Source organism: Chryseobacterium sp. PET-29 (assembly GCF_025736815.1).
GTDB lineage: Bacteria > Bacteroidota > Bacteroidia > Flavobacteriales > Weeksellaceae > Chryseobacterium > Chryseobacterium nepalense.
The window spans coordinates 2,639,126-2,658,665 of sequence record NZ_CP107053.1; the positions used below are offsets into that span (position 1 = coordinate 2,639,126).

The 19,540-nt window shown below is 37.2% G+C and carries 19 protein-coding genes; 2 read left to right on the plus strand and 17 right to left on the minus strand.

The features are described from left to right. Positions 1 to 37: 37 nt before the first annotated feature. From paaC to ODE14_RS11780, 5 genes are all read right to left on the minus strand, one after another. Entirely contained in the window at positions 38 to 787 is a 750-nt protein-coding gene (gene paaC / locus ODE14_RS11760; protein WP_263601572.1) for a 1,2-phenylacetyl-CoA epoxidase subunit PaaC, read from the minus strand. Positions 788 to 920: 133 nt separating this feature from the next. Then, the gene (gene paaB / locus ODE14_RS11765; RefSeq protein ID WP_263601573.1) at positions 921 to 1,202 is read right to left on the minus strand and encodes a 1,2-phenylacetyl-CoA epoxidase subunit PaaB; all 282 of its coding nucleotides are present in this window, start codon (positions 1,200 to 1,202) and stop codon (positions 921 to 923) included. Between the two features lie 123 nt (positions 1,203 to 1,325). Then, positions 1,326 to 2,264 carry a 1,2-phenylacetyl-CoA epoxidase subunit PaaA gene (gene paaA, locus ODE14_RS11770; protein WP_248390541.1) on the minus strand — a complete coding sequence of 313 codons (939 nt, stop codon included), beginning with the start codon at positions 2,262 to 2,264 and terminating at the stop codon, positions 1,326 to 1,328. 96 nt (positions 2,265 to 2,360) lie between these two features. Beyond that, positions 2,361 to 3,446 carry a 2Fe-2S iron-sulfur cluster-binding protein gene (locus ODE14_RS11775; protein WP_263601574.1) on the minus strand — a complete coding sequence of 362 codons (1,086 nt, stop codon included), beginning with the start codon at positions 3,444 to 3,446 and terminating at the stop codon, positions 2,361 to 2,363. After that, positions 3,447 to 4,763, minus strand: a complete 1,317-nt coding sequence (locus ODE14_RS11780; protein WP_263601575.1) for a phenylacetate--CoA ligase family protein — start codon at positions 4,761 to 4,763, stop codon at positions 3,447 to 3,449. Between the two features lie 359 nt (positions 4,764 to 5,122). Here ODE14_RS11780 and ODE14_RS11785 point away from each other — a divergent pair, with 359 nt between their 5' ends. Next, entirely contained in the window at positions 5,123 to 6,985 is a 1,863-nt protein-coding gene (locus ODE14_RS11785) for a M1 family metallopeptidase (RefSeq protein WP_263601576.1), read from the plus strand. 75 nt (positions 6,986 to 7,060) lie between these two features. Here the strand turns inward: ODE14_RS11785 and ODE14_RS11790 are convergent, their stop codons facing one another. The 6 genes from ODE14_RS11790 to clpB all read right to left on the minus strand — a co-directional run bounded on the left by ODE14_RS11790 (position 7,061) and on the right by clpB (position 13,687). Continuing rightward, positions 7,061 to 8,053: a zinc metalloprotease gene (locus ODE14_RS11790; RefSeq protein WP_248390529.1), complete on the minus strand. Its 993-nt coding sequence runs from the start codon at positions 8,051 to 8,053 to the stop codon at positions 7,061 to 7,063. Positions 8,054 to 8,243: 190 nt separating this feature from the next. Continuing rightward, positions 8,244 to 8,882 carry a response regulator transcription factor gene (locus tag ODE14_RS11795; protein WP_263601577.1) on the minus strand — a complete coding sequence of 213 codons (639 nt, stop codon included), beginning with the start codon at positions 8,880 to 8,882 and terminating at the stop codon, positions 8,244 to 8,246. Continuing rightward, a complete protein-coding gene (locus ODE14_RS11800) occupies positions 8,879 to 9,664 on the minus strand; it encodes a sensor histidine kinase (protein ID WP_263601578.1) in 786 nt (261 codons plus the stop codon). Before ODE14_RS11800 ends, ODE14_RS11795 begins: the two co-directional genes overlap by 4 nt. Then, complete coding sequence (locus ODE14_RS11805; RefSeq protein WP_248390505.1) at positions 9,643 to 10,290, minus strand: hypothetical protein; 648 nt, start codon at positions 10,288 to 10,290, stop codon at positions 9,643 to 9,645. The genes ODE14_RS11800 and ODE14_RS11805 overlap by 22 nt, the downstream gene beginning before the upstream one ends. A 37-nt stretch (positions 10,291 to 10,327) precedes the next feature. After that, entirely contained in the window at positions 10,328 to 10,873 is a 546-nt protein-coding gene (locus ODE14_RS11810) for a hypothetical protein (protein WP_263601579.1), read from the minus strand. Positions 10,874 to 11,080: 207 nt separating this feature from the next. After that, positions 11,081 to 13,687, minus strand: coding sequence for an ATP-dependent chaperone ClpB (clpB, locus tag ODE14_RS11815; RefSeq protein WP_263601580.1), 2,607 nt, complete (start codon positions 13,685 to 13,687; stop codon positions 11,081 to 11,083). 420 nt (positions 13,688 to 14,107) lie between these two features. Here clpB and ODE14_RS11820 point away from each other — a divergent pair, with 420 nt between their 5' ends. Beyond that, positions 14,108 to 14,761, plus strand: coding sequence for a TetR/AcrR family transcriptional regulator (locus ODE14_RS11820; RefSeq protein WP_248390489.1), 654 nt, complete (start codon positions 14,108 to 14,110; stop codon positions 14,759 to 14,761). A 21-nt stretch (positions 14,762 to 14,782) separates the two neighbouring features. Here ODE14_RS11820 and ODE14_RS11825 read toward each other — a convergent pair whose 3' ends face one another. The 6 genes from ODE14_RS11825 to ODE14_RS11850 form a co-directional block, all read right to left on the minus strand. Next, positions 14,783 to 15,613, minus strand: a complete 831-nt coding sequence (locus tag ODE14_RS11825) for an endonuclease/exonuclease/phosphatase family protein (protein ID WP_248390486.1) — start codon at positions 15,611 to 15,613, stop codon at positions 14,783 to 14,785. Between the two features lie 93 nt (positions 15,614 to 15,706). Further along, positions 15,707 to 15,907: a hypothetical protein gene (locus ODE14_RS11830; protein ID WP_263601581.1), complete on the minus strand. Its 201-nt coding sequence runs from the start codon at positions 15,905 to 15,907 to the stop codon at positions 15,707 to 15,709. A 2-nt stretch (positions 15,908 to 15,909) separates the two neighbouring features. After that, positions 15,910 to 17,166 (minus strand): S8 family peptidase, encoded by a 1,257-nt coding sequence (locus ODE14_RS11835; RefSeq protein WP_263601582.1) that lies wholly within the window; start codon positions 17,164 to 17,166, stop codon positions 15,910 to 15,912. Positions 17,167 to 17,175: 9 nt separating this feature from the next. Then, positions 17,176 to 17,754 carry a hypothetical protein gene (locus ODE14_RS11840; protein ID WP_263601583.1) on the minus strand — a complete coding sequence of 193 codons (579 nt, stop codon included), beginning with the start codon at positions 17,752 to 17,754 and terminating at the stop codon, positions 17,176 to 17,178. Continuing rightward, positions 17,754 to 18,473 (minus strand): hypothetical protein, encoded by a 720-nt coding sequence (locus ODE14_RS11845; protein WP_263601584.1) that lies wholly within the window; start codon positions 18,471 to 18,473, stop codon positions 17,754 to 17,756. The genes ODE14_RS11840 and ODE14_RS11845 overlap by 1 nt, the downstream gene beginning before the upstream one ends. 15 nt (positions 18,474 to 18,488) lie before the next feature. Then, positions 18,489 to 19,358, minus strand: a complete 870-nt coding sequence (locus tag ODE14_RS11850; protein ID WP_263601585.1) for a DUF2589 domain-containing protein — start codon at positions 19,356 to 19,358, stop codon at positions 18,489 to 18,491. Positions 19,359 to 19,540: the final 182 nt, after the last annotated feature.

The window sequence follows — 19,540 nt, forward strand, 5'->3', positions numbered from 1 at the left end:
CAAATTAGCACATTTTCAAATTAACTCATTGATTTTTTTACCAAGTACAACCAGGATACGCTCTCTGCATATATTGTAATTCACAAAGAATATATCCAAAATATTCCGTGTGATAACCTGTTCTTGATTTTGGCTGCATAAAAGGATTTGTTGGATATTCCAACCCGAAATCTGCAAAATCTTTCTGGGTGATCGCTAAAAATTCTTCGTAAAGAACATCTGTATTTGGAGCAATATTTAAAGCTATCAAATCATCTTCACCTTCTGTTTTTGCAAATAAACCTTTTGTATATTCCCAGATATTCTCAACGGCCTTTACCAGCCGGGTTCTACTTTCTTCCGTTCCCTGAGCGAAAATCTTCATCCAGGAAGCGGCGTGTGTATAGTGATATCTTACTTCTTTTAAAGATTTCTGAGCAATCGCAGAAAGTTCTTCATTTGCAGAATTTGACAATGCTTCGTACATTAATTTCTGATAGACTGCAAAAACGTATACTTTTAAAATCGTCTGTGCATAATCTTCGTTGGGAAGCTCTGTCCAATGGGCATTTACGTATTCATGTTCGTATCTTAAAAAGGCAAGATCATCTTCGCTTTTACCGTCATCAATAACTCTTGAAGCGTACACGTAAAAGTTGTTGGCCTGTCCAAGTTCATCTAGTGCGATATTCGTCAAAGCAATATCTTCCTCCAGATAAGGACCTTCACCACACCATTCAGACAAACGTTGTCCCATGATGAAGCTGTCGTCTGCCAGTTTTAATAAATAATTGTATAATGGGTTCATTATTTTTTAATTTGAAAATTTGAGAATTAGTTATTTGAAAATTGATTGTTTGTTTTAATTGAAAGTTTGAGAAAATTAACATGATTAAGGTCATTCCCAAATTTTCAAATTAGCACATTTTCAAATTATTAATCTACATATTTTTTACATCATTCGGAATTTCGTAGAAGGTCGGGTGACGGTACAACTTGTCATCAGCCGGATCGAAGAATGCTTCTTTATCAATTCCTTCCGAAGTCACGATATATTTACTTGGAACAACCCAAACAGAAGTTCCTTCTTTTCTTCTTGTATAAACGTCTCTTGCGTTCTGCAAAGCCATTTCTGCTGTTGGTGCCTGTACTACCCCAACGTGTTTGTGAGATAATCCCGGTTTAGTCTGAATAAACACTTCCCACATATCTAAATTTGCCATAATTAATTTGAAAATTTGAAAATTGGTTAATTTGAAAATTGATTGATCAGTTTAATTGAAAATTTGAGAATAATTAACTTGGTTAAGGTCATTTCCAAATTTTCAAATTAGCACATTTTCAAATTATATTACTTCTTTTTGTTGTTTTTCTGCGAAAGCCGCTGCAGCTTCTTTTACCCAAGAATTCTCTCTTTGAGCTTTTCTTTTGGTTTCGATACGTTTTTTATTGCACGGTCCGTTCCCTTTCAGGATTTCCATGAATTCATCCCAAGGAAGTTCCCCGAAATCATAGTGCTGTCTTTCTTCATTCCATTTTAAATCTTTATCCGGAATGGTTAATCCTAAAAACTCAGCCTGAGCAACAGTAACGTCAACAAATCTCTGACGAAGGCTGTCGTTACTTTCTCTTTTCACCCTGTAATTCATAGAGATCTTAGAATTTGGCGAACTATCATCATTCGGACCAAACATCATTAACGCCGGCCACCAGAAACGGTTTAATGAAGCCTGAGCCATTTCTTTCTGCTGTTTTGTACCACGGCAAAGCGCCATCAAAATCTCATAACCCTGTCTTTGGTGGAAAGATTCTTCCTTACAGATTTTCACCATCGCTCTGGAATAAGGCCCGTAAGAATTTCCCATGAGCATTACCTGATTCATAATTGCCGCTCCGTCTACCAGCCAGCCGATGGCGCCGATATCCGCCCAACTTAACGTCGGATAATTGAAGATGCTGGAATATTTTGCTTTTCCTGAAAGCATATCATCATAAGTGGCGTCTCTGTCGGCTCTCACCGTTCCGTCACCTAAAGTTTCGGTTGCAGAATAAAGGTATAAACCATGACCTGCCTCATCCTGAACTTTCGCCAAAAGCGCCATTTTTCTTCTCAACGAAGGCGCTCTGGAAATCCAGTTGGCTTCAGGTAACATTCCTACAATTTCGGAATGGGCGTGCTGGGAGATCTGACGAACCAATAATTTCCTGTAATCGTCAGGCATTACATCTTTTGGTTCTACTTTATTTTCGTCGTGTACGTATTGTACAAATTTTTCTAAATCCATAATTAAAATTTTTCAAATTTTAAAATGTAACAATGTATCAATTTAACAGTCTAGCAATAATTGTTACATTGGTAAACTTTTACATTGTTATATTAATCACACGTCATAATTAAGCATCACCACATTCGTTGTAGGATGACACTGGCAGGTAAGAACGTAACCTCTGGCTACTTCTTCTTCGGTAAGCGCGTAGTTTTTCTCCATGAAAACTTCACCTTCTAAAACTTCGGCTTTACACGTACAGCACACTCCTCCTTTACACGCAAAAGGCACAGGAAGATTGTCTTTCAATGCTTTATCTAAGATACTTTCTTTTTTAGAATTCAGGTGGAACGAATATTCATCATCATCAATGATTACTGTTACCATACTTTCGATATTGGCAATCGCTTTAAATTCATCACTCATCTCCTCCGTGTTTTCTTCATCCGGAGCGGTGAAATATTCAAATAAAACCTGAATGGCCGGTACTTTTTTATCTTTCTTTAAATAATCGGCAACACTCTTAATCATCTCTGAAGGGCCACAGATAAAATATGTAGATTCTTTCACATCAATTTGAGGATGTCTTTCAAAAAGCTGTTCCAGTTTATCCGGACAGATTCGTCCTTCAAATAATTGGTCTTCATGCTTTTCACGGCTAACCAAATAGATAACTTTCAGTCTTCCGTTGAAGTGCTCAACCAATTTATCGATCTCAGCCTTTTTCATTACATGATTCATACTTCTGTTGCTGTAGAACAGATAAGCGTTTGAATTCGGTTCCTGGTAAAGACTTTCTTTAATATTGGACAATACCGGGGAAATTCCGCTTCCTGCAGCAAGGCCGATATACGTTTTAACGTTCGTTGGATGATAAGATGTGTTGAAACCGCCCATTGGAGGCATCACTTCAAGCATTTCATCCATGTGAAGATGCTCGTTGAAGTATCCGGAAACCTTTCCGCCTTCCAATAATTTTACCAGTACTTCCAGTGTGTTACTTTTCTCACTTGGTGCGTTACAGATAGAATAAGACCGTCTCTCTTCATTTCCGTTGATCATCATTCTGAAATTAAGATACTGCCCCTGCTTGAATCTGAATTTATCCTTCAGTTCCTCAGGAATTTCAACGGCTACATTTACTGCATCGTTGGTATCTTTCTGAACCTTAACTGTTTTTAGTTTATAAAATGAATTCATTTATTTTTTAAGTATTCTGTTAATTTTTCCGCCTTCGCATTTCGGAAGACTGTCCTGAGCATGAATTTTTACTTTCGTGGTGATTCCTACCCGCTTTTTAATTTCGTTTTCTATATTTTTTCCGAAATTTCCAACAAAAATAGCATAATCGTCGGTATTTAAACTTAAATTTTGCGCCTTTACCAATTCATCATCTACTTCCACATCAATATCCAGTGCCACACACATTTGTTCTTTTTCAACCGGTGTTAAATAATAATTCGGAACAACCCCTTTTATATGAGAAAACGCTTCCTCGATCTGGCTTGGATAAACATTTACTCCTCTTACGATCAGCATATCATCTGCTCTTCCAAGAATTGGTTTCATCTTTACCATGGTTCTTTTACCATTTTCATCATAGTAAAGACTGGTAATATCATTTGTCCAGTAACGTAACAGCGGCATTGCTTTTTTCGTTAAAGTCGTGATCACCAAAACGCCTTCTTCTCCAAATGGTACCGGTTCTTTCGTAATCGGATCTAAAATTTCAGGATAAAAGTGATCTTCCCAAATGTAAGCTCCTCCTTTTTCCTCAAAATCCTCCATAGAAACGCCGGGACCGATAATTTCACTTAAACCATAAATATTGGTCGCATGAACGCCCAGTTTTTCTTCAATATGATGCCTGATCAATTCCGTCCAGGGTTCAGAACCTAAAACGGCATATTTCAAGCTGATTTCATCCGCAGAAATTCCTCTTTTTGCAAATTCATCCGCCAGCGTTAAAGAGTAAGAAGGTGAACAGCAAAGAACTTCCGGCTTAAAATCTATAATTAAATCTACCTGCCTCGCTGTCATCCCTCCGGAAATAGGAAGAACGCTCATTCCTAATTTTTCAGCGCCATAATGAAGTCCCAACCCACCAGTAAAAATCCCGTAACCATAGGCATTGTGCAACTGCATTCCGGGTTTTGCCCCTGCCGCATTCAAAGATCTCGCTACGACTTCGCTGAATAAATCAACATCTTCTTTGGTGTATCCAACAACCGTCGGCTTACCTGTTGTTCCGCTTGAACAGTGAATTCTCTGCAGTTCATTTTTAGGAACGGTAAACAATCCGAACGGATAATTGTCTCTCAAATCCTGCTTGTAAGTAATAGGAAGTTTCGTAATATCTTCAATAGACCTGATATCTTGTGGAACTATTCCTTCTTCATTAAACCTTCTTCTATAAAACTCCGACTTCTCTCCAAGATAGCCTACCAATTTAGCCAACCGCTCAGACTGAAGCTGTCTCAACTGGTTGAGCTTTAAATATTCAACTGAAAAATCCATATAACTAACTAACACTTGTTAGGTGTAAATGTAAAAAGATTTTTTGTTTCTGCCAAATATTTATTCTTTCATCATATCACTAATTAAAATAATACAACATTTCATAAAATAATTGGTTTAAATACGCTATAAATATGACTTCTTTTTAATATACTTTTTATAACATCCGTGCTAAATTGATGTATCTTTGTACGTCCGATTAAAGCTGTATAATATATTATTTAAAGTAAAAACAATACTGGAAAGAGGCTGTCTTGAATTTTACTTGTTAACAGCTGATAAATAATAAGATGAGTAATATTTTTATTACTGTTTTTCATTACTTTTATGTTAAATTAATTGATTATAAAAAAATTTTAATGAGAAGATTAGTTTGGGGATTATTGCTTCTGGCTTCATGGCAATTTTCTGCTCAGGAGTTGTATATGCCAAGAAATATCAAGAAAGCATACGCCAATGGTACGCGCGATTTATCCGGAGCACCTGGAAAAAATTACTGGCAAAACAAAGGGGTTTATAATGTAGAGGTAAAAGTGGATGCTAATTCGAAAATCGTTTCCGGAAAAGAAACGATTCTTTACAGCAACAACAGCCCGGACAACCTTACGGAACTTGCTATCCGGTTCGTAAATAATTTACATAAACCGCAGGCTCCAAGATCGGGTATGGTTTCCAAAGATTTTTTAACCTCGGGACTGCATATTAAATCATTTATTGTAAATGGCGAAAAATATGCTGTTAACAGTGAAAATTGGGGAACCGTTGAAAAGATAAAATTGAATTCCGCTTTAAAATCTAAGTCCAAAGCTGAAATAAAGATTGAATGGGAATACCCGCTATCTGTAGAGAGCGGAAGAGAAGGTCAGATCGATCCTGAAACTTTTTATGTTGCCTATTCTTTCCCGAGAATATCTGTGTATGATGATTATAACGGATGGGATATGCTCCCACATTCCGACAGGCAGGAATTTTATAATGATTTTAACGATTACAGCTTTGCTATTAGCGCTCCAAAAAATTATGTAGTCTGGGCCACGGGAGATTTTCTTAATCCCGAAGCCGTTCTTCAGTCTGAGTATTTAAAAAGATATAAAACCTCTTTAAAAAGTGACAAGGTGATTCATGTGGCTACTCCACACGAAATGAAATCCGGAAAAGTTACGAGGCAGAATAAATGGAATGTGTGGAAATTTAAAGCCAGCCATATTACAGATTTCTGTTTTGCACTAAGCAGCCACTATGCCTGGGATGCATCAAGCGTTCAGCTGAAAACAAAAAGAGCCAGTGTTCAGGCTGCATATGGACCTGAAGCTAAAGATTTTGAACATTATGTTGAATGGATGCGCTACAACCTGGACTGGTTTTCCAAAAACTGGCCCGGCGTAGAATATCCCTACAATGTTATGACTGCCGTACAAGGATATGCCGATATGGAATACCCAATGATGATCAACGATACCAGCATTCCTGATGATTTCCAGGATGCCAGATTAACGGCCGATCATGAAATTGCGCATACGTATTTTCCCTTCTATATGGGAATCAACGAAACGAGATATGCTTTTATGGATGAAGGCTGGGCAACCACATTGGAATATCTGATCGGAATCGATGAAAATGGTGAGGCTAAAGCCAAAGAATTTTATAAAAATTTCAGGGTGAAACGATGGATCGATGATCCTTCAGCAGAACAGGACCAGCCCATTATCACCATGAGCACACAGGTAAGCGGTGCAGGATACGGAAACAATTCGTATGTAAAAGCTTCATTATCTTATCTTGCCTTAAAGGATTATCTTGGAGATGACCTTTTTAAAAAAGCATTGCATCACTACATGAATAACTGGAATGGCAAACATCCTATTCCATGGGATTATTTCTATTCCATGAACACGGGTTCCGGAAAAAACCTCAACTGGTTTTTCAACAACTGGTTCTACACCAATAATTATATTGATCTTAAAGTAGCCGGAGCCAGCCAGATGAATGATCTTTTAACGGTAAACATAGATAATGTAGGCGGTTTTGTTATTCCTTTTTCAGCAGAAATCACCTATGAAGACGGAACAGCGGAAAAGCTTCATTTCTCGCCTTCCGTCTGGGAAAAAGACCAAAGACAGACCATGCTGACCATTCCAATTACCAAAAAGGTACAATCGATAAATCTCAATGGCGGAATTTTCATGGATTATACGCCAGATGACAATAAGAAAACTTTATAAAAAGCTATAGAACAAGTCCGGCTGTTTCATTCTGAAACAGCCGGACTTTCGTATTTATGAAAAGGTATTACGCAATTAATACAGTCTTAATCCTGACCTTGCTCCTGATGAAGCTACCACAGACTGCATTCTTGTTTTCTGTCCTGATGAGAACATAAACATGGCAGCATCATCCACATAGTCCATATAATTCATGAACATTACAGATCTTTGTACACCTCCGCAGGTATTATATAACGGATAGCTTGGCTTTCCATAGTTTGGACCCGTTTGGGTAGGAGTATCCGTAACAAGATCATTTCCGCAGTTAGCATCTCCCCAGATATGTCTGAGATTTAAATAATGTCCTACCTCATGCGTAGCGGTTCTTCCTTGGTTAAATGGCGCTGAAGCCCCTGTTTTCCCGAAATAAGAAGCAGCGATTACCACTCCGTCATTCCACAGCCCTGAAGATTCCGGAAATGTAGCATATCCAAGGATCTGTCCCATATTTCCTACAACCCAGATATTAAGATAATTGGCAGGACTTGTAGCATCAATTCCGCCGCTTGAAGATCTTTTCATGGCGTCATTTGTGCTCCAGCTCGTTTTGGTAGTAGATTTTCTCACGGTATTTGCCAGCCTGAATCTTACTTTAACATCTCCGGCTTTTACCCCCTGAAAAGCAGTCGGGATTTTAGAGACATCCGTGTTTGTCCCTCCGTAATCTGCATTCAGAACAGCAATCTGCTCTGCAATACGGGCAGCGGAAATATTTTCTGCTGAGGTTCTGTATAAGACATTTACCACCACAGGAATTTCAACTGTTCCATCGGAAAGTACTTTCCCCAATTTAAGATCATTGGTAAATTTTTCTGTATTGGCTTCAAGCTCAGAATATTTTTGTCTGAGTTCAGCACTGCTCTGAAGGGCAGTTTTCCTGATGTCTTCAGACGGACATCCTCTTTTAAAGGCAGATCCACCTAAATTTTCTGTGTTGTTTGAGGACTCTTCAGTCTGGTTGTTAATGTTGTCACTGTTACACGACAGGAAGCTCAGCATAAGAACTCCGAATAGTAGTTTTTTCATATAAATATATTTTGTTACAGAAAATGAAATTAAAAAATTCAGAATTACTACACAATTATTTCACCAATATGTTACTTAATTTTATTATTCAATCAATAACATTTTTAATATTACTATGAGAAAACATTAATTCATACAATAATTTATTGCATAAATATCACATTAATCAAAATTTTAATACATCCTAACTTTAGCCTGCGAATCCATTTTTAATAGCAAATACAGCCAGTCCAACACGGGTTTTGAGATCAAGCTTATCACAAAGCTGATCCCTGTAGCTTTCAACCGTTCTCGGACTGCAGCACATCTTATCGGCAATTTCTTTATAGCTAAGCTCAGTAACTGTGTATTTAAGAAACTCTTTTTCGCGTTCGGAAATTTTAATACTGTTTGCCGACTCGTCGTTATTCATATTGGAGAAAATAATTTTTGAAGCCCAGTCGGGGTAGAAGAACCCGTCTGTGTTCAATCTTACGAGTGCATTTTCAAGCTCTTTCGGATGTGTATTTTTCAGCAAGTAGCCCTTTGCCCCGTTTTTTATCATTTTAATGACGCTTTTGTCGTCACCCTGCATGCTCAGCGCCATTACCTTAACACCCGGATGATTTTCCCTAAGCCATAATACAGTTTCAAATCCGTCCATGATCGGCATGCTGATATCCAACAAAATAATATCCGGAATTCTGCTGTTGTTTTCAAATTTCTGAATAAGATCTTTACCATTCTCTGCCACATAAACTACTTCAAATTCAGCAAAATTGTCGATGATTCCTTCTAATGCTTTTGCGATAAGTATGTGATCATCAACGATCACTATTGTCTTTTTCATGACTGTTTCTTTAAAATAATATTGAGTGTAGTCCCAAAATTTTCGCGGCTTTCAAGGCAGAAATCAGCTCCAATAATTTCGGCTCTGTTCTTCATATTGGTGAGACCGATGCCGTTTGATTTGATTTTTGACTGGTCGAAACCGATGCCATCGTCCTGAATATTCAGTTCCCAAAGTGCTTCTTCAGAAGTGTTCAGGGTAATCCGTATATTTTTGCAACTTGAATGTTTTATACTGTTCTGAATAAATTCCTGAGTAATTCTCAGCAGCACATTCTTATGAGCAAATCCTAAATCAAGCTGCCTGAAATTGCATTTGAATGACACCTTGCATTTTTTAAAAGCATTGGTATTGTCTACTTCTTCCTGTATTAAAGTTACAATTTCCTTTTGATTGATTTTATCATCAGTGAGTGTTTTTGAAAGGCTTCTGAGATCCTGCAAAGACTGGTTGATAATCTGCGAAACCTGATCAATTCTTTCACTGACTTCAGGAACTTTATTTTCATACAGAAGCTGCTGGGTGTAAAGACTTACGAGGGTAAGTTTCTGCCCGATATTATCATGCAGTTCACGGCCGATCTGCTGCATGGTAGCCTGTTGTATCTCGAGTTGTGTAGCCAGAAGTTCACGCTTGTGAATCTCATTTTTCACTTCAATTTCATGCAGGTATTCTTTTTTACGCTGCCTGTATTTGCGGATGTACATCATCACTGCTGCAACAAACAACACAAAAAACATGTTGAATAAGATAATTGTTATCAGGAGCTCTGTTTTCCCCATATGAATGAAATTGAAAATAACATGTACATAATAATTCCTGAAATAAGAAAATACGCAAAATAAATGTTGAATATTTCACGATACTGCTTAATAAGTTCCAGGAAAGTCCAGAACGGCAACGTTCCAATATAAAACAAGGTTACCCCGAGATTGATATAAAACATTCTGTTTTTATCAAAATTCAAAATATCAGAATCGTTAATCTGTTTATAATATTCCATAACTACAAGAATCATTAAAATCAGGCATCCAAGTGTATAGTTAAGAGAAAACATTACTTTATTTTCGGAATATAAAAATTCACTTGGGATAAATGAAAGAAGGTAAACGGAAGAGAGAATAAGAAAAAGATTCATTTTCCCGAAAGACCTTGCAGCATACAGCCAATAGAAAAAAATGAACTGTACAGGAATTACAAAATAATTGTAAAAAGCCTGTTTATTATACTCAAAAAAAAGTCCGCCCCATCTTCCGATGCTTTCACTTAAGAAAATAAAAATGAGATAAAACACAAAGTATTTCCAGTATTTATCTTTTATTCTGCTATAAAATATAAGAGAGACAGCAGCTGAAATCCCTTCTGCCCAATACATAAATTCGAATGCTATTCTTTGGAAATCACTCATCGTGCTTACTGTTAAAATTTCTTTTTTGATAAGAATATTAAAATAATTCAGTTTTTGTACTGTCTGGTGGTATTAAAGCTCCATGATTCTGGCAAATTACTTCACAATCGGAATTTGCATTTTTTGCGGAAGCCATTGCAAGCACTTTTCCGTCCCCGCTCAATGCCAGTGGATTGAAATCGTAACTCAGCATTTCTCCGTTTTCATCCTGTCTTTTTATGGTAGGAATCATTACCAATGTATGTTTTTCAGCATATTCTCTTCCTATTGGAGTATTGTTCATAACATCCCAGTTTTCAAGGTTCGGATATGCAGCATAATAAAAACGAATTCCTAAATCTTGCGGATTGGTTTCCGGATTATTTGCGGAGGCTAATGTTTCAATATCAGCAATAAATTTTTTCAGCGTGTTAAGGTCAAAATGAATGGAATGTGCATCATCAATGCCCATTTTATCCTTTACAGATTTCAGTTGATTATTTCTGTAATTATTCACCAGGATCTGGATAAAATTCTGAGCCATCGTGTTTGGCGGCAGGTTAAGATCCAGTGTTTCAGTTTCGGAGGTAGGTTGTGTTTTCATAAGCTAGTTTTATAATGTTAGTTGATGATGCAAAGTTCGCAAAAAAACACATTGCTGCGACATGGTTTTTTTCCTGTTTATTTTCAGGGATTTTACGGATTGTATATTCAGGGCCAAATCTTATGAAAAGTACTATAATAAAATAAGTGCTGCAGAAAACAATCTACAGCACTTACTTACAAAATAATATATATGAAAAAAAACTACTTATAATTCCGCAGGTCTGAAAACAAGACCCGTTTCCTCGAAATAATCCAGTGTAATCCGGTCTCCGTCATTTACATTTCCGGCGAGAATTTCCCTTGATAATTTGTTAAGCACTTCTTGCTGAATTACTCTTTTTAAAGGTCTTGCTCCAAATGCAGGATCATAGCCTTTGTTCATCAGATAATCTACAGCGTCCTGAGTGGCCGTCATAATGATATTCCGTTTTGAAAGCATATCATTGAAACCTCTCAGCTGATAGGTAACAATTTTTCCAATCTCTTTTTTTCTTAACGGCTGGAATAACACCACCTCATCAATTCTGTTCAGGAATTCCGGGCGTAAGGTTTGTTTCAGCAAATCGAAAACCTCATCTTTTGCTTCTTCCAAGGTCTCAGGACTGATGTTATCATCTTTGTCGCGCTGAGCGGAGTCAAAGCGTTCCTGAATTAAGTGCGAACCTAAATTCGAAGTCATGATGATGATTGAATTTTTAAAATTCACCACTCTTCCTTTATTATCTGTTAAACGACCATCATCTAAAACCTGTAACAATGTATTGAAAACATCCGGATGCGCTTTTTCAATTTCGTCTAAAAGAACCACAGAATAAGGTCTTCTGCGAACCGCTTCCGTTAATTGTCCGCCTTCATCATATCCTACATATCCCGGAGGCGCACCCACCAATCTCGAAACGGAATGACGCTCCTGATATTCACTCATATCAATTCTCGTCATATTGTTTTCATCATCAAATAAAAACTCCGCCAAAGCTTTTGCCAGCTCGGTTTTCCCGACTCCGGTTGTTCCCAGGAATAAGAACGAACCGATCGGTTTTTTATCATCGCTTAATCCCGCTCTGTTTCTTCTGATGGCGTCCGCAACGGCGGTAATCGCTTCGTCTTGTCCTACAACTCTGTGATGAAGTTCTGTTTCCAGACTCAATAATTTTTCTCTTTCAGACTGGAGAAGCTTGGTTACAGGAATTCCTGTCCATTTGGCGATGACTTCAGAAATATTTTCAGCAGTCACTTCCTCCTTAATCAATTCATTCTGATGATTTTGCATCTCCAGTTCAAGCTTGGAAAGCTCTTCCTCTTTTTCGCGGAGTTTTCCATATTGGATCTCTGCTACTTTTGCGTAATCTCCGGCTCTTGAAGCTCTTTCGGCTTCCAGTTTCAGAGACTCTATATCTTTTTTAATCTGGGTTAAATCCTCAGATTTTTGTTTTTCTTTCAACCATTTGGCATTAATTTCATTTCTCTGCTCGGAAATTTTTGAAATATCTTCTTTTAAGTGATCGATTTTCGTTTGGTTTCCTTCTCTTGAGATCGCAGCCAATTCAATTTCCAGCTGCATCAGCTTTCTGTCTAAAACGTCAAGTTCTTCGGGCTTAGAATTGATCTCCATTCTCAATTTGGCAGAAGCTTCATCAATAAGGTCAATCGCCTTATCCGGTAAAAAACGATCTGAAATATATCTCTGCGACATTTCCACCGCCGCGATAATCGCTTCATCTTTAATTCTTACTTTATGGTGTGCTTCATATTTATCTTTAATTCCCCGAAGAATAGAAATAGCCGATTCCGTATCAGGTTCTTCCACCATTACTTTCTGGAAACGTCTTTCCAACGCTTTATCTTTTTCAAAATATTTCTGATATTCATTGAGGGTTGTTGCGCCGATAGCTCTTAATTCTCCTCTTGCCAGTGCCGGTTTCAGAATATTGGCAGCATCCATTGCGCCTTCACCGCCTCCGGCTCCCACCAAAGTATGGATCTCATCAATAAAAAGAATAATCTGTCCGTCTGATTTAATGACTTCATTTACAACGGATTTTAAACGCTCTTCAAACTCACCTTTATATTTTGCACCGGCAATCAAGGCCCCCATATCCAAAGAATACAAAGTTTTGTCCATTAGGTTTTCAGGAACGTCGCCGCTGATAATTCTATGGGCAATTCCTTCAGCGATGGCTGTTTTACCTACACCGGGTTCCCCGATAAGAATTGGGTTGTTTTTTGTCCTTCTTGAAAGAATCTGTAAGACTCTTCTGATCTCTTCATCACGTCCGATTACGGGATCCAGTTTACCTTCTGCCGCTAATTCGTTGAAGTTTTTAGCATATTTGTTTAAAGATTGGTAGGTTTCTTCCGAACTTGCAGAAGTTGCCTTGCTTCCTTTCCTTAATTCTTTAATCCCGCCTTCCAGAAGGCTTTTTGTAACGCCCATATCTTTCAGCATTTTTGAAACTTCTGAATTCGTTTCTAACAGCGAAAGCCAAAGATGTTCTATCGTCACATATTCATCACCCATTTTTTTTGCGATGTTGGGTGCATCAAGCAAAACTTTATTCGCCGATTGTGAAAGGTAGATATTTCCACCTTGTACTTTCGGAAGTTTCTCTAAATTTTCACGGTTGCGCTCTCTTACCAAAACAGCATCAGCTTCTGATTTTTTTAATAAAAAAGACGAAATATTTTCATCCACCTGAAAAATACCTTCAAGAAGATGTTGAGGCTCAATACTCTGGTTGCCGAATTCCATGGCTACCTGTTGAGCAGCCTGGATGGCTTCCTGCGATTTTACAGTATATTGGTTTAAGTTCATATTCTATATATATTTTTGATTTAATTCGGTTTTCATTTGTATGATTTCAGACATCAGATTTCAGACCATAAGAGTGTAATAAATGTTAATTTTTTAAATCTGATTTTCTAATTTCTGATGCCCTCCATCGTATTTAATCATTTAATTCAAGAGCTATATCGCAAAAAGTGTTCAATTATTGATTTTTCAAAAAATACAGACAAAATTTCCGAAAAATGCACTTTAAACCTGATTGTAACAGACAAAAATTCCGGTTAGGCTGTTTTAGAGTAAAAAATCATGGAAGAAAAGTCAGATTGGGAAAAATTCAAAAAAAATGAAGTTTAAAATTACTTTATCAAGTTTAAAACGAACATAATAAAATTAGGTTAAAGAACTGGAAAATTTTTATATTTTAAATGGGACTAAAGTCCGTTCCTATTGAAGACAAAATCATCCGTTGAAAAACAAAATATTACAATCAAAATAATTACTTTTGCGTTTTACCAGATGGAGCTTAAAGAAAAACAGAAGAAAATATTAGATGTTGCCGTAGAACTTTTCAAAGAAAAAGGGTATATGGGCAGCTCTGTACGGGATTTGGCGACAAAGCTCAATATCAAGGCAGCTTCATTGTATGCCCACATCCGTTCTAAGGAAGAAATTTTAGAATGGATCTGCTTCGGAATTGCCCAGGAATTTTTCGATGAACTTCAGGAAGTAAAAAATACATCTATTCCTCCAAAGGAAAAGCTTAACCTTTTTATTGACAAACATTTATCCGTAGTTCTTAAAAACCGTGATGTTACACATATTTATTCCAATGAATGGAAACACCTGGAAGAACGTCTTCCTGAATTTATTGCGCTTCGGAAAAATTACCAGCAGGAAGTAGAGGAATTGATTTCCGAGATTTACAGGGCAGAAAACTGGGAATTGCGATCATCATCATTTACAACAAGATTTATTCTTCACACTTTAAATAATTCTTATTTCTGGTTTAAAAGAAATACAGAATCTACCTCCGAAATCACTGATGAAATAAGAGATAAGATTCTGTATGGATTATTAGGAAAGGTCTCTTCTAAAAGCTAAATTACATTTTCAGTTGTTATATCAATTAAACTGCAGATCTGCCAATACCGGAAAATGGTCTGACGGATACAGCAGATTTTCCCTCCTGTCATTGATGTGTCTGTGGGACTTAATTTTAAATCCTTTTACAAATATATAATCGATTCTGTCTTTTGGGATTTCATTGACATTAAAAGCCGTAAATGTTCCTTTAGGGCCGTAATGTTTTGTTTCTGAATGATAAAAACTGTCCTTCATATTTTGTGACATGATTTTTATCGGCTCCGAATCTTCGGTTAAATTAAAATCGCCGCTTACGGTTACCGGTAAGTTTTTAGGATTCAGTTCTTTGATCTTTTTTAAAATCAGTTCAGAAGATTTTACCCTGGCCACATTGCCAACATGATCAAAATGGAGATTCAGCGCCATAAATTCTTTTTTCGACTTTTTATCTCTGAAAAGCGCGTAGGTACAGATTCTGTTTAAAGCCGCATCCCAACCTTTTGATGGTTTTTCAGGAGTTTCAGAGAGCCAGAATGTCCCTGATTTTATTACCTGAAGTCTTCCTGTATCGTAGAAAATAGCTGAAAACTCACCTTTTTCTTTTCCGTCATCCCTTCCTACTCCCACATAATCATAATTCTTCAATCCGTTTTTTATGTCTTTCATCTGTTCCGGCAACGCTTCCTGAACCCCGAAATAATCCGGATGATAATAAGAAAGAAGATCTGCAACATCCTGCTTCCTGTTCGTCCATGAATTTTCTTTATCAGAATCTACATTCAGCCGGATATTAAAACTCATTACTTTAAGATCCTGCGAAAAACCTAATGCAAACATCATCATCGTTAAGATTGAAAATCTGAAATTCATAATCATTTATTTTAGTTACAGAACAAAAATAAGGTTTATCCAATAGAAAGCATACTTCGCTGGTATTTTTAATAAATAATTAAAATCATATTATTAAATCTCAATATTTTTATCCTCTTCCACGGAAATGAAATAGGCTTCAAAATCTTTCTGGTAAACCGGCTTTTCACTTTCTAATTTTACTACTCCAATAGATATATAGTGAGCCGCCGGTTTTAAATTTTTCTTTTTCAGTTCGTTTTCAAGCTTTTTAATATCAATATTTTTTTTCAGAACTGCGATATAGGTTTTCATAATTATGCCTGTATTAATCCGCTACCGATATCCCTGTATTTCAGGCCTTCGATTGGTTTTGCTTTCGTTTCTGCCAGTTCCCAGATTTCTTTTGCTGATTTTTCGGGAAACTGTTCCATGTACAATGCCATCATTCCGGAAACATGAGGCGTTGCCATACTTGTCCCGCTCATTGCGTAATAATTGCTGCTTTTATTTTTGTTATTTTTCGGATATGCGCTGATGATGTCTACTCCCGGAGCACAGATATTGACAGAGCCTCCCATTGCGGGATTCAAGCCTGCATTAGAGAATCTGGCAATCTTCATTTGTCCGTCTATCGCGCCAACTGCCATTATAGATGAAGTATTTGCAGGAGAAGATACCGGCTTTGGGAGTGATGGCCGGCTGCTGTCATTTCCGGCAGCGGCAATAATGATACAGTTATTTTCCAATGCCCTTGCACCTACGGTTTCAAAAAGGGGGGAAGGGAAATCATTTAATTTTACTGCAGAAGCCAATGATAATGATAAAATCCTGAACTGCTTTGTAATAGCCCAGTCTATGGCATCGATTACGCTGCTGGTGGTTCCTTTCCCCGAATCGGAAAGCACTTTGGCAATTTTTAAATTGGCATCTTTGGCAATTCCGTACCGCTTTCCGTTGTCCAGTCTGATGTTTCCGGCTGCTATTCCTGCACAATGTGTTCCGTGACCATTCGGGTCGCGGTCCCAGCTTTCTCCGCTGATGAATGATTTTCCTTCTATTTCTCTTCCTGAAAAATCGGGGTGTGACAATTCTATCCCTGTATCCAGAATACAGATGTCGATACCCTTACCGGTGTAGAGGGAATTTTCAATACCAAGCGCTTTTAATCCCCATTCCATTCCTATGAGGGATTTTTGCGGCAAAGGTTTATTTGTAATATATTTTTCCAGCTCTGCTATTTTATCGGTGATTTCGGCGGATTGCTTTTTCAGTTCATGGATGATTGATAACTCGTCGGCAGAAAAGAATTCTCTTTCTTTTTCAAAATAAATGATGGGATTAGAATCATTTTTAACGGCACTTTTCAATTGCCCTTCATCCATATTTTCCACGACCAGAACGCCTAAATTTTTATATAGGACACCGTTATCATTATCAATTACCTCGTAAGAACGGTTTTCCGATGAAAGAAATTCTGACGAAGTAATGGTAACCTCAAGTTCATTTTCTACTTTCTTGAGGGATTTTTTCTGCTGATCTTCGAGCACAACAATATATCTTTCTTTTTCCATGGTAGTGGTTTATATTAATTTTAAAAGAACTTTCTCAATGACCAGGAATATATCTTCCGAAATCATGCTGAGTCTCAGTTTTTTGTTAATTCCTAAAATCTGTGTGTTGTGGTTAACAAGTGAATTCCAGAATATTTCAATTTTGGGGATTGTATTGAGATCTTTTACTTTGTCTTCATCTAAAAATCCGTTCTGGTATAATGAAACAATAAGTCCTGAAAGGATTTCTTCCGCTTCATCCAGTTTTTTTTGTTCCTTATTGTACATTTCTGTCAATAATCCGTGGACACTTTCCATTGCACTGAATGAAAAACCCCACTGAAGCTCACGTTTTGCATTGGTAATTTTTTCCATCTGAACGGGATTGAACCCTCTTTTGACGGTTGAAATCATATTCATAACCTTCAACACGTCAGATTCGCAGGTGGTATTTCCTTTGGTTTTCAAATATTCTAAAAATTCGTAAAGAAAAGCTTCAAATTGTCCGTCAAAATCGAAAGATTTCGACAGATACAACTCCTGAACTTTATTAAATTTCTGAAAGAGTTCCTGAATTTTCTGTATCGTGTGATGAACAAGTTCCTGCATTATTCAAAAATTATCTGTTCGATTTCTTTACCGTCTTTGTCTTTGTAAGACATGATCCTGATACCCTCTTCTTCCATTTCCACATGAAGGTTGATGAATAATTTATCTTTATCTTCGGCAGAATTGGTATTCGGGTCAATATAAATGTTGTTCAATTTTGAATTGATCAAAATATACCTGTTCAAAACTTCGGTATAAATCTGTCTCAATGCCGCAGACTCTTCTTCCGTGGAGGTACCTTCTATAGGTCTCTCAACAGGTTTTTGCGGAACGGCAGCGATAGATTTTGCAGTTTGCATCCTGCTTGCAGGAGTTTTCGTTTCATTCTCAATTTTCGGCAGTTTCAAATATTCCAGACCTCCGCCTCTTACGGAATTCAGTAATGTTTTGAAATCTTCCGTCTGAATGTTTTTCGTGGAAATCGGCTGAATATTCAGCTGTTTTTCTTTGTTGACCGTATAAATTCGTTCATTGACATCGCGAATTAATTTGAGTTCATTTATCGGAAAATCCCTGTCGGCATCGGCATCAATATCAGTGATTTTAATAGGAATATCCATTTTCACACTGGGAAGCGAATATCTCGGAACTTTAAAATATTTTAAGTACTCGTGCTGAGCATACTCTTTTGCTATGGCAACTGCATTTTCGTCTGCTTTTTTACGAGCCTGAATTATCTCATTATTGAGATAATCCAGGTAATCTGATAATTTAATCATGATCTCGTAAAAGTTTTATTGTGCAAGTAATCCCAGAACTTTTTCCAGTCCTGCAGGCATTTCGTCATTGGTAGCTTTCACTTTTACCCCAAGAGAATATTCTTTTTCCACTTTAATTCCCGTGCTGGAAGTTCTCTTGTAAGATACATCGACATTGAATTTTACGGGACCGAAGCCTCCTGAAGCACCTGCTTTAATTCCGAATTCATCGCTTACGTCTTTGGTGTAGGTAGAATTTAATTTCACGTTAAAATCTACATCACAGGTTTCGATTCTGAAGCTCGGCACATTTAGTAAAGCAATGAAAGGAACGGAAATTTCCACATCCTGCTCAATGGTAGCGTCTACATTCGGGGTTTCTTCTTCGTTTTTATATTCAGGATTCGGGACATGTTTTTTGTATTTGAATTCTGCCATACGAAGTTTGTTTTCCTCTCCGTCTTTTTCAAAACCAACCTGCTGAATGAAGTTCACCGTGCTGATAGCTGCGTTGGACTGTGCTTTAACACACGCGTCAAGCGGCCCGCCAATAATTTTTGCAAAATCAATGCTTCCCAGCTCTGCGGCAAAGTCTGCACTTTCAGCACCTGATGTTTTGAACACCTGGTCATCAGCAGCCATTTTTCCTGCAATCATTTTCATTACTTCCGATGAAACTGCGGCAAAAGATTTTTCCCATTTCTCATCGTAATTTTTTTTGAAGTCATCAATAATGCTTATTAATTCTTTGTTTGATAAAGAAGCCAGTTCGGATGTTTCAATTCCCGAAACTTTTTCGTACACTGCAGGCGTTAATGATTTTTCCAGTCCTGTTAAAAGGTCAATTAATTCGTTTTTTGATTTTTTGGTGTGGTTTGCTTCCAACACCGACTTTAATGTTTCCATGTTTTTGAATTTGTTTTAGTAAAAATTTCTACTGCAAATTTATCTCGCTCAAGAGTGAACTATCTCAGTAATTCAACGAAACTTCAACCGTAGAATCCCCCAAATAAAAAAAGTAGATTCCCGATAGAGAATCTACTTTACTTTTTACCTAAAGCTTTTTACTTTCATTTAACCGCAAAAGA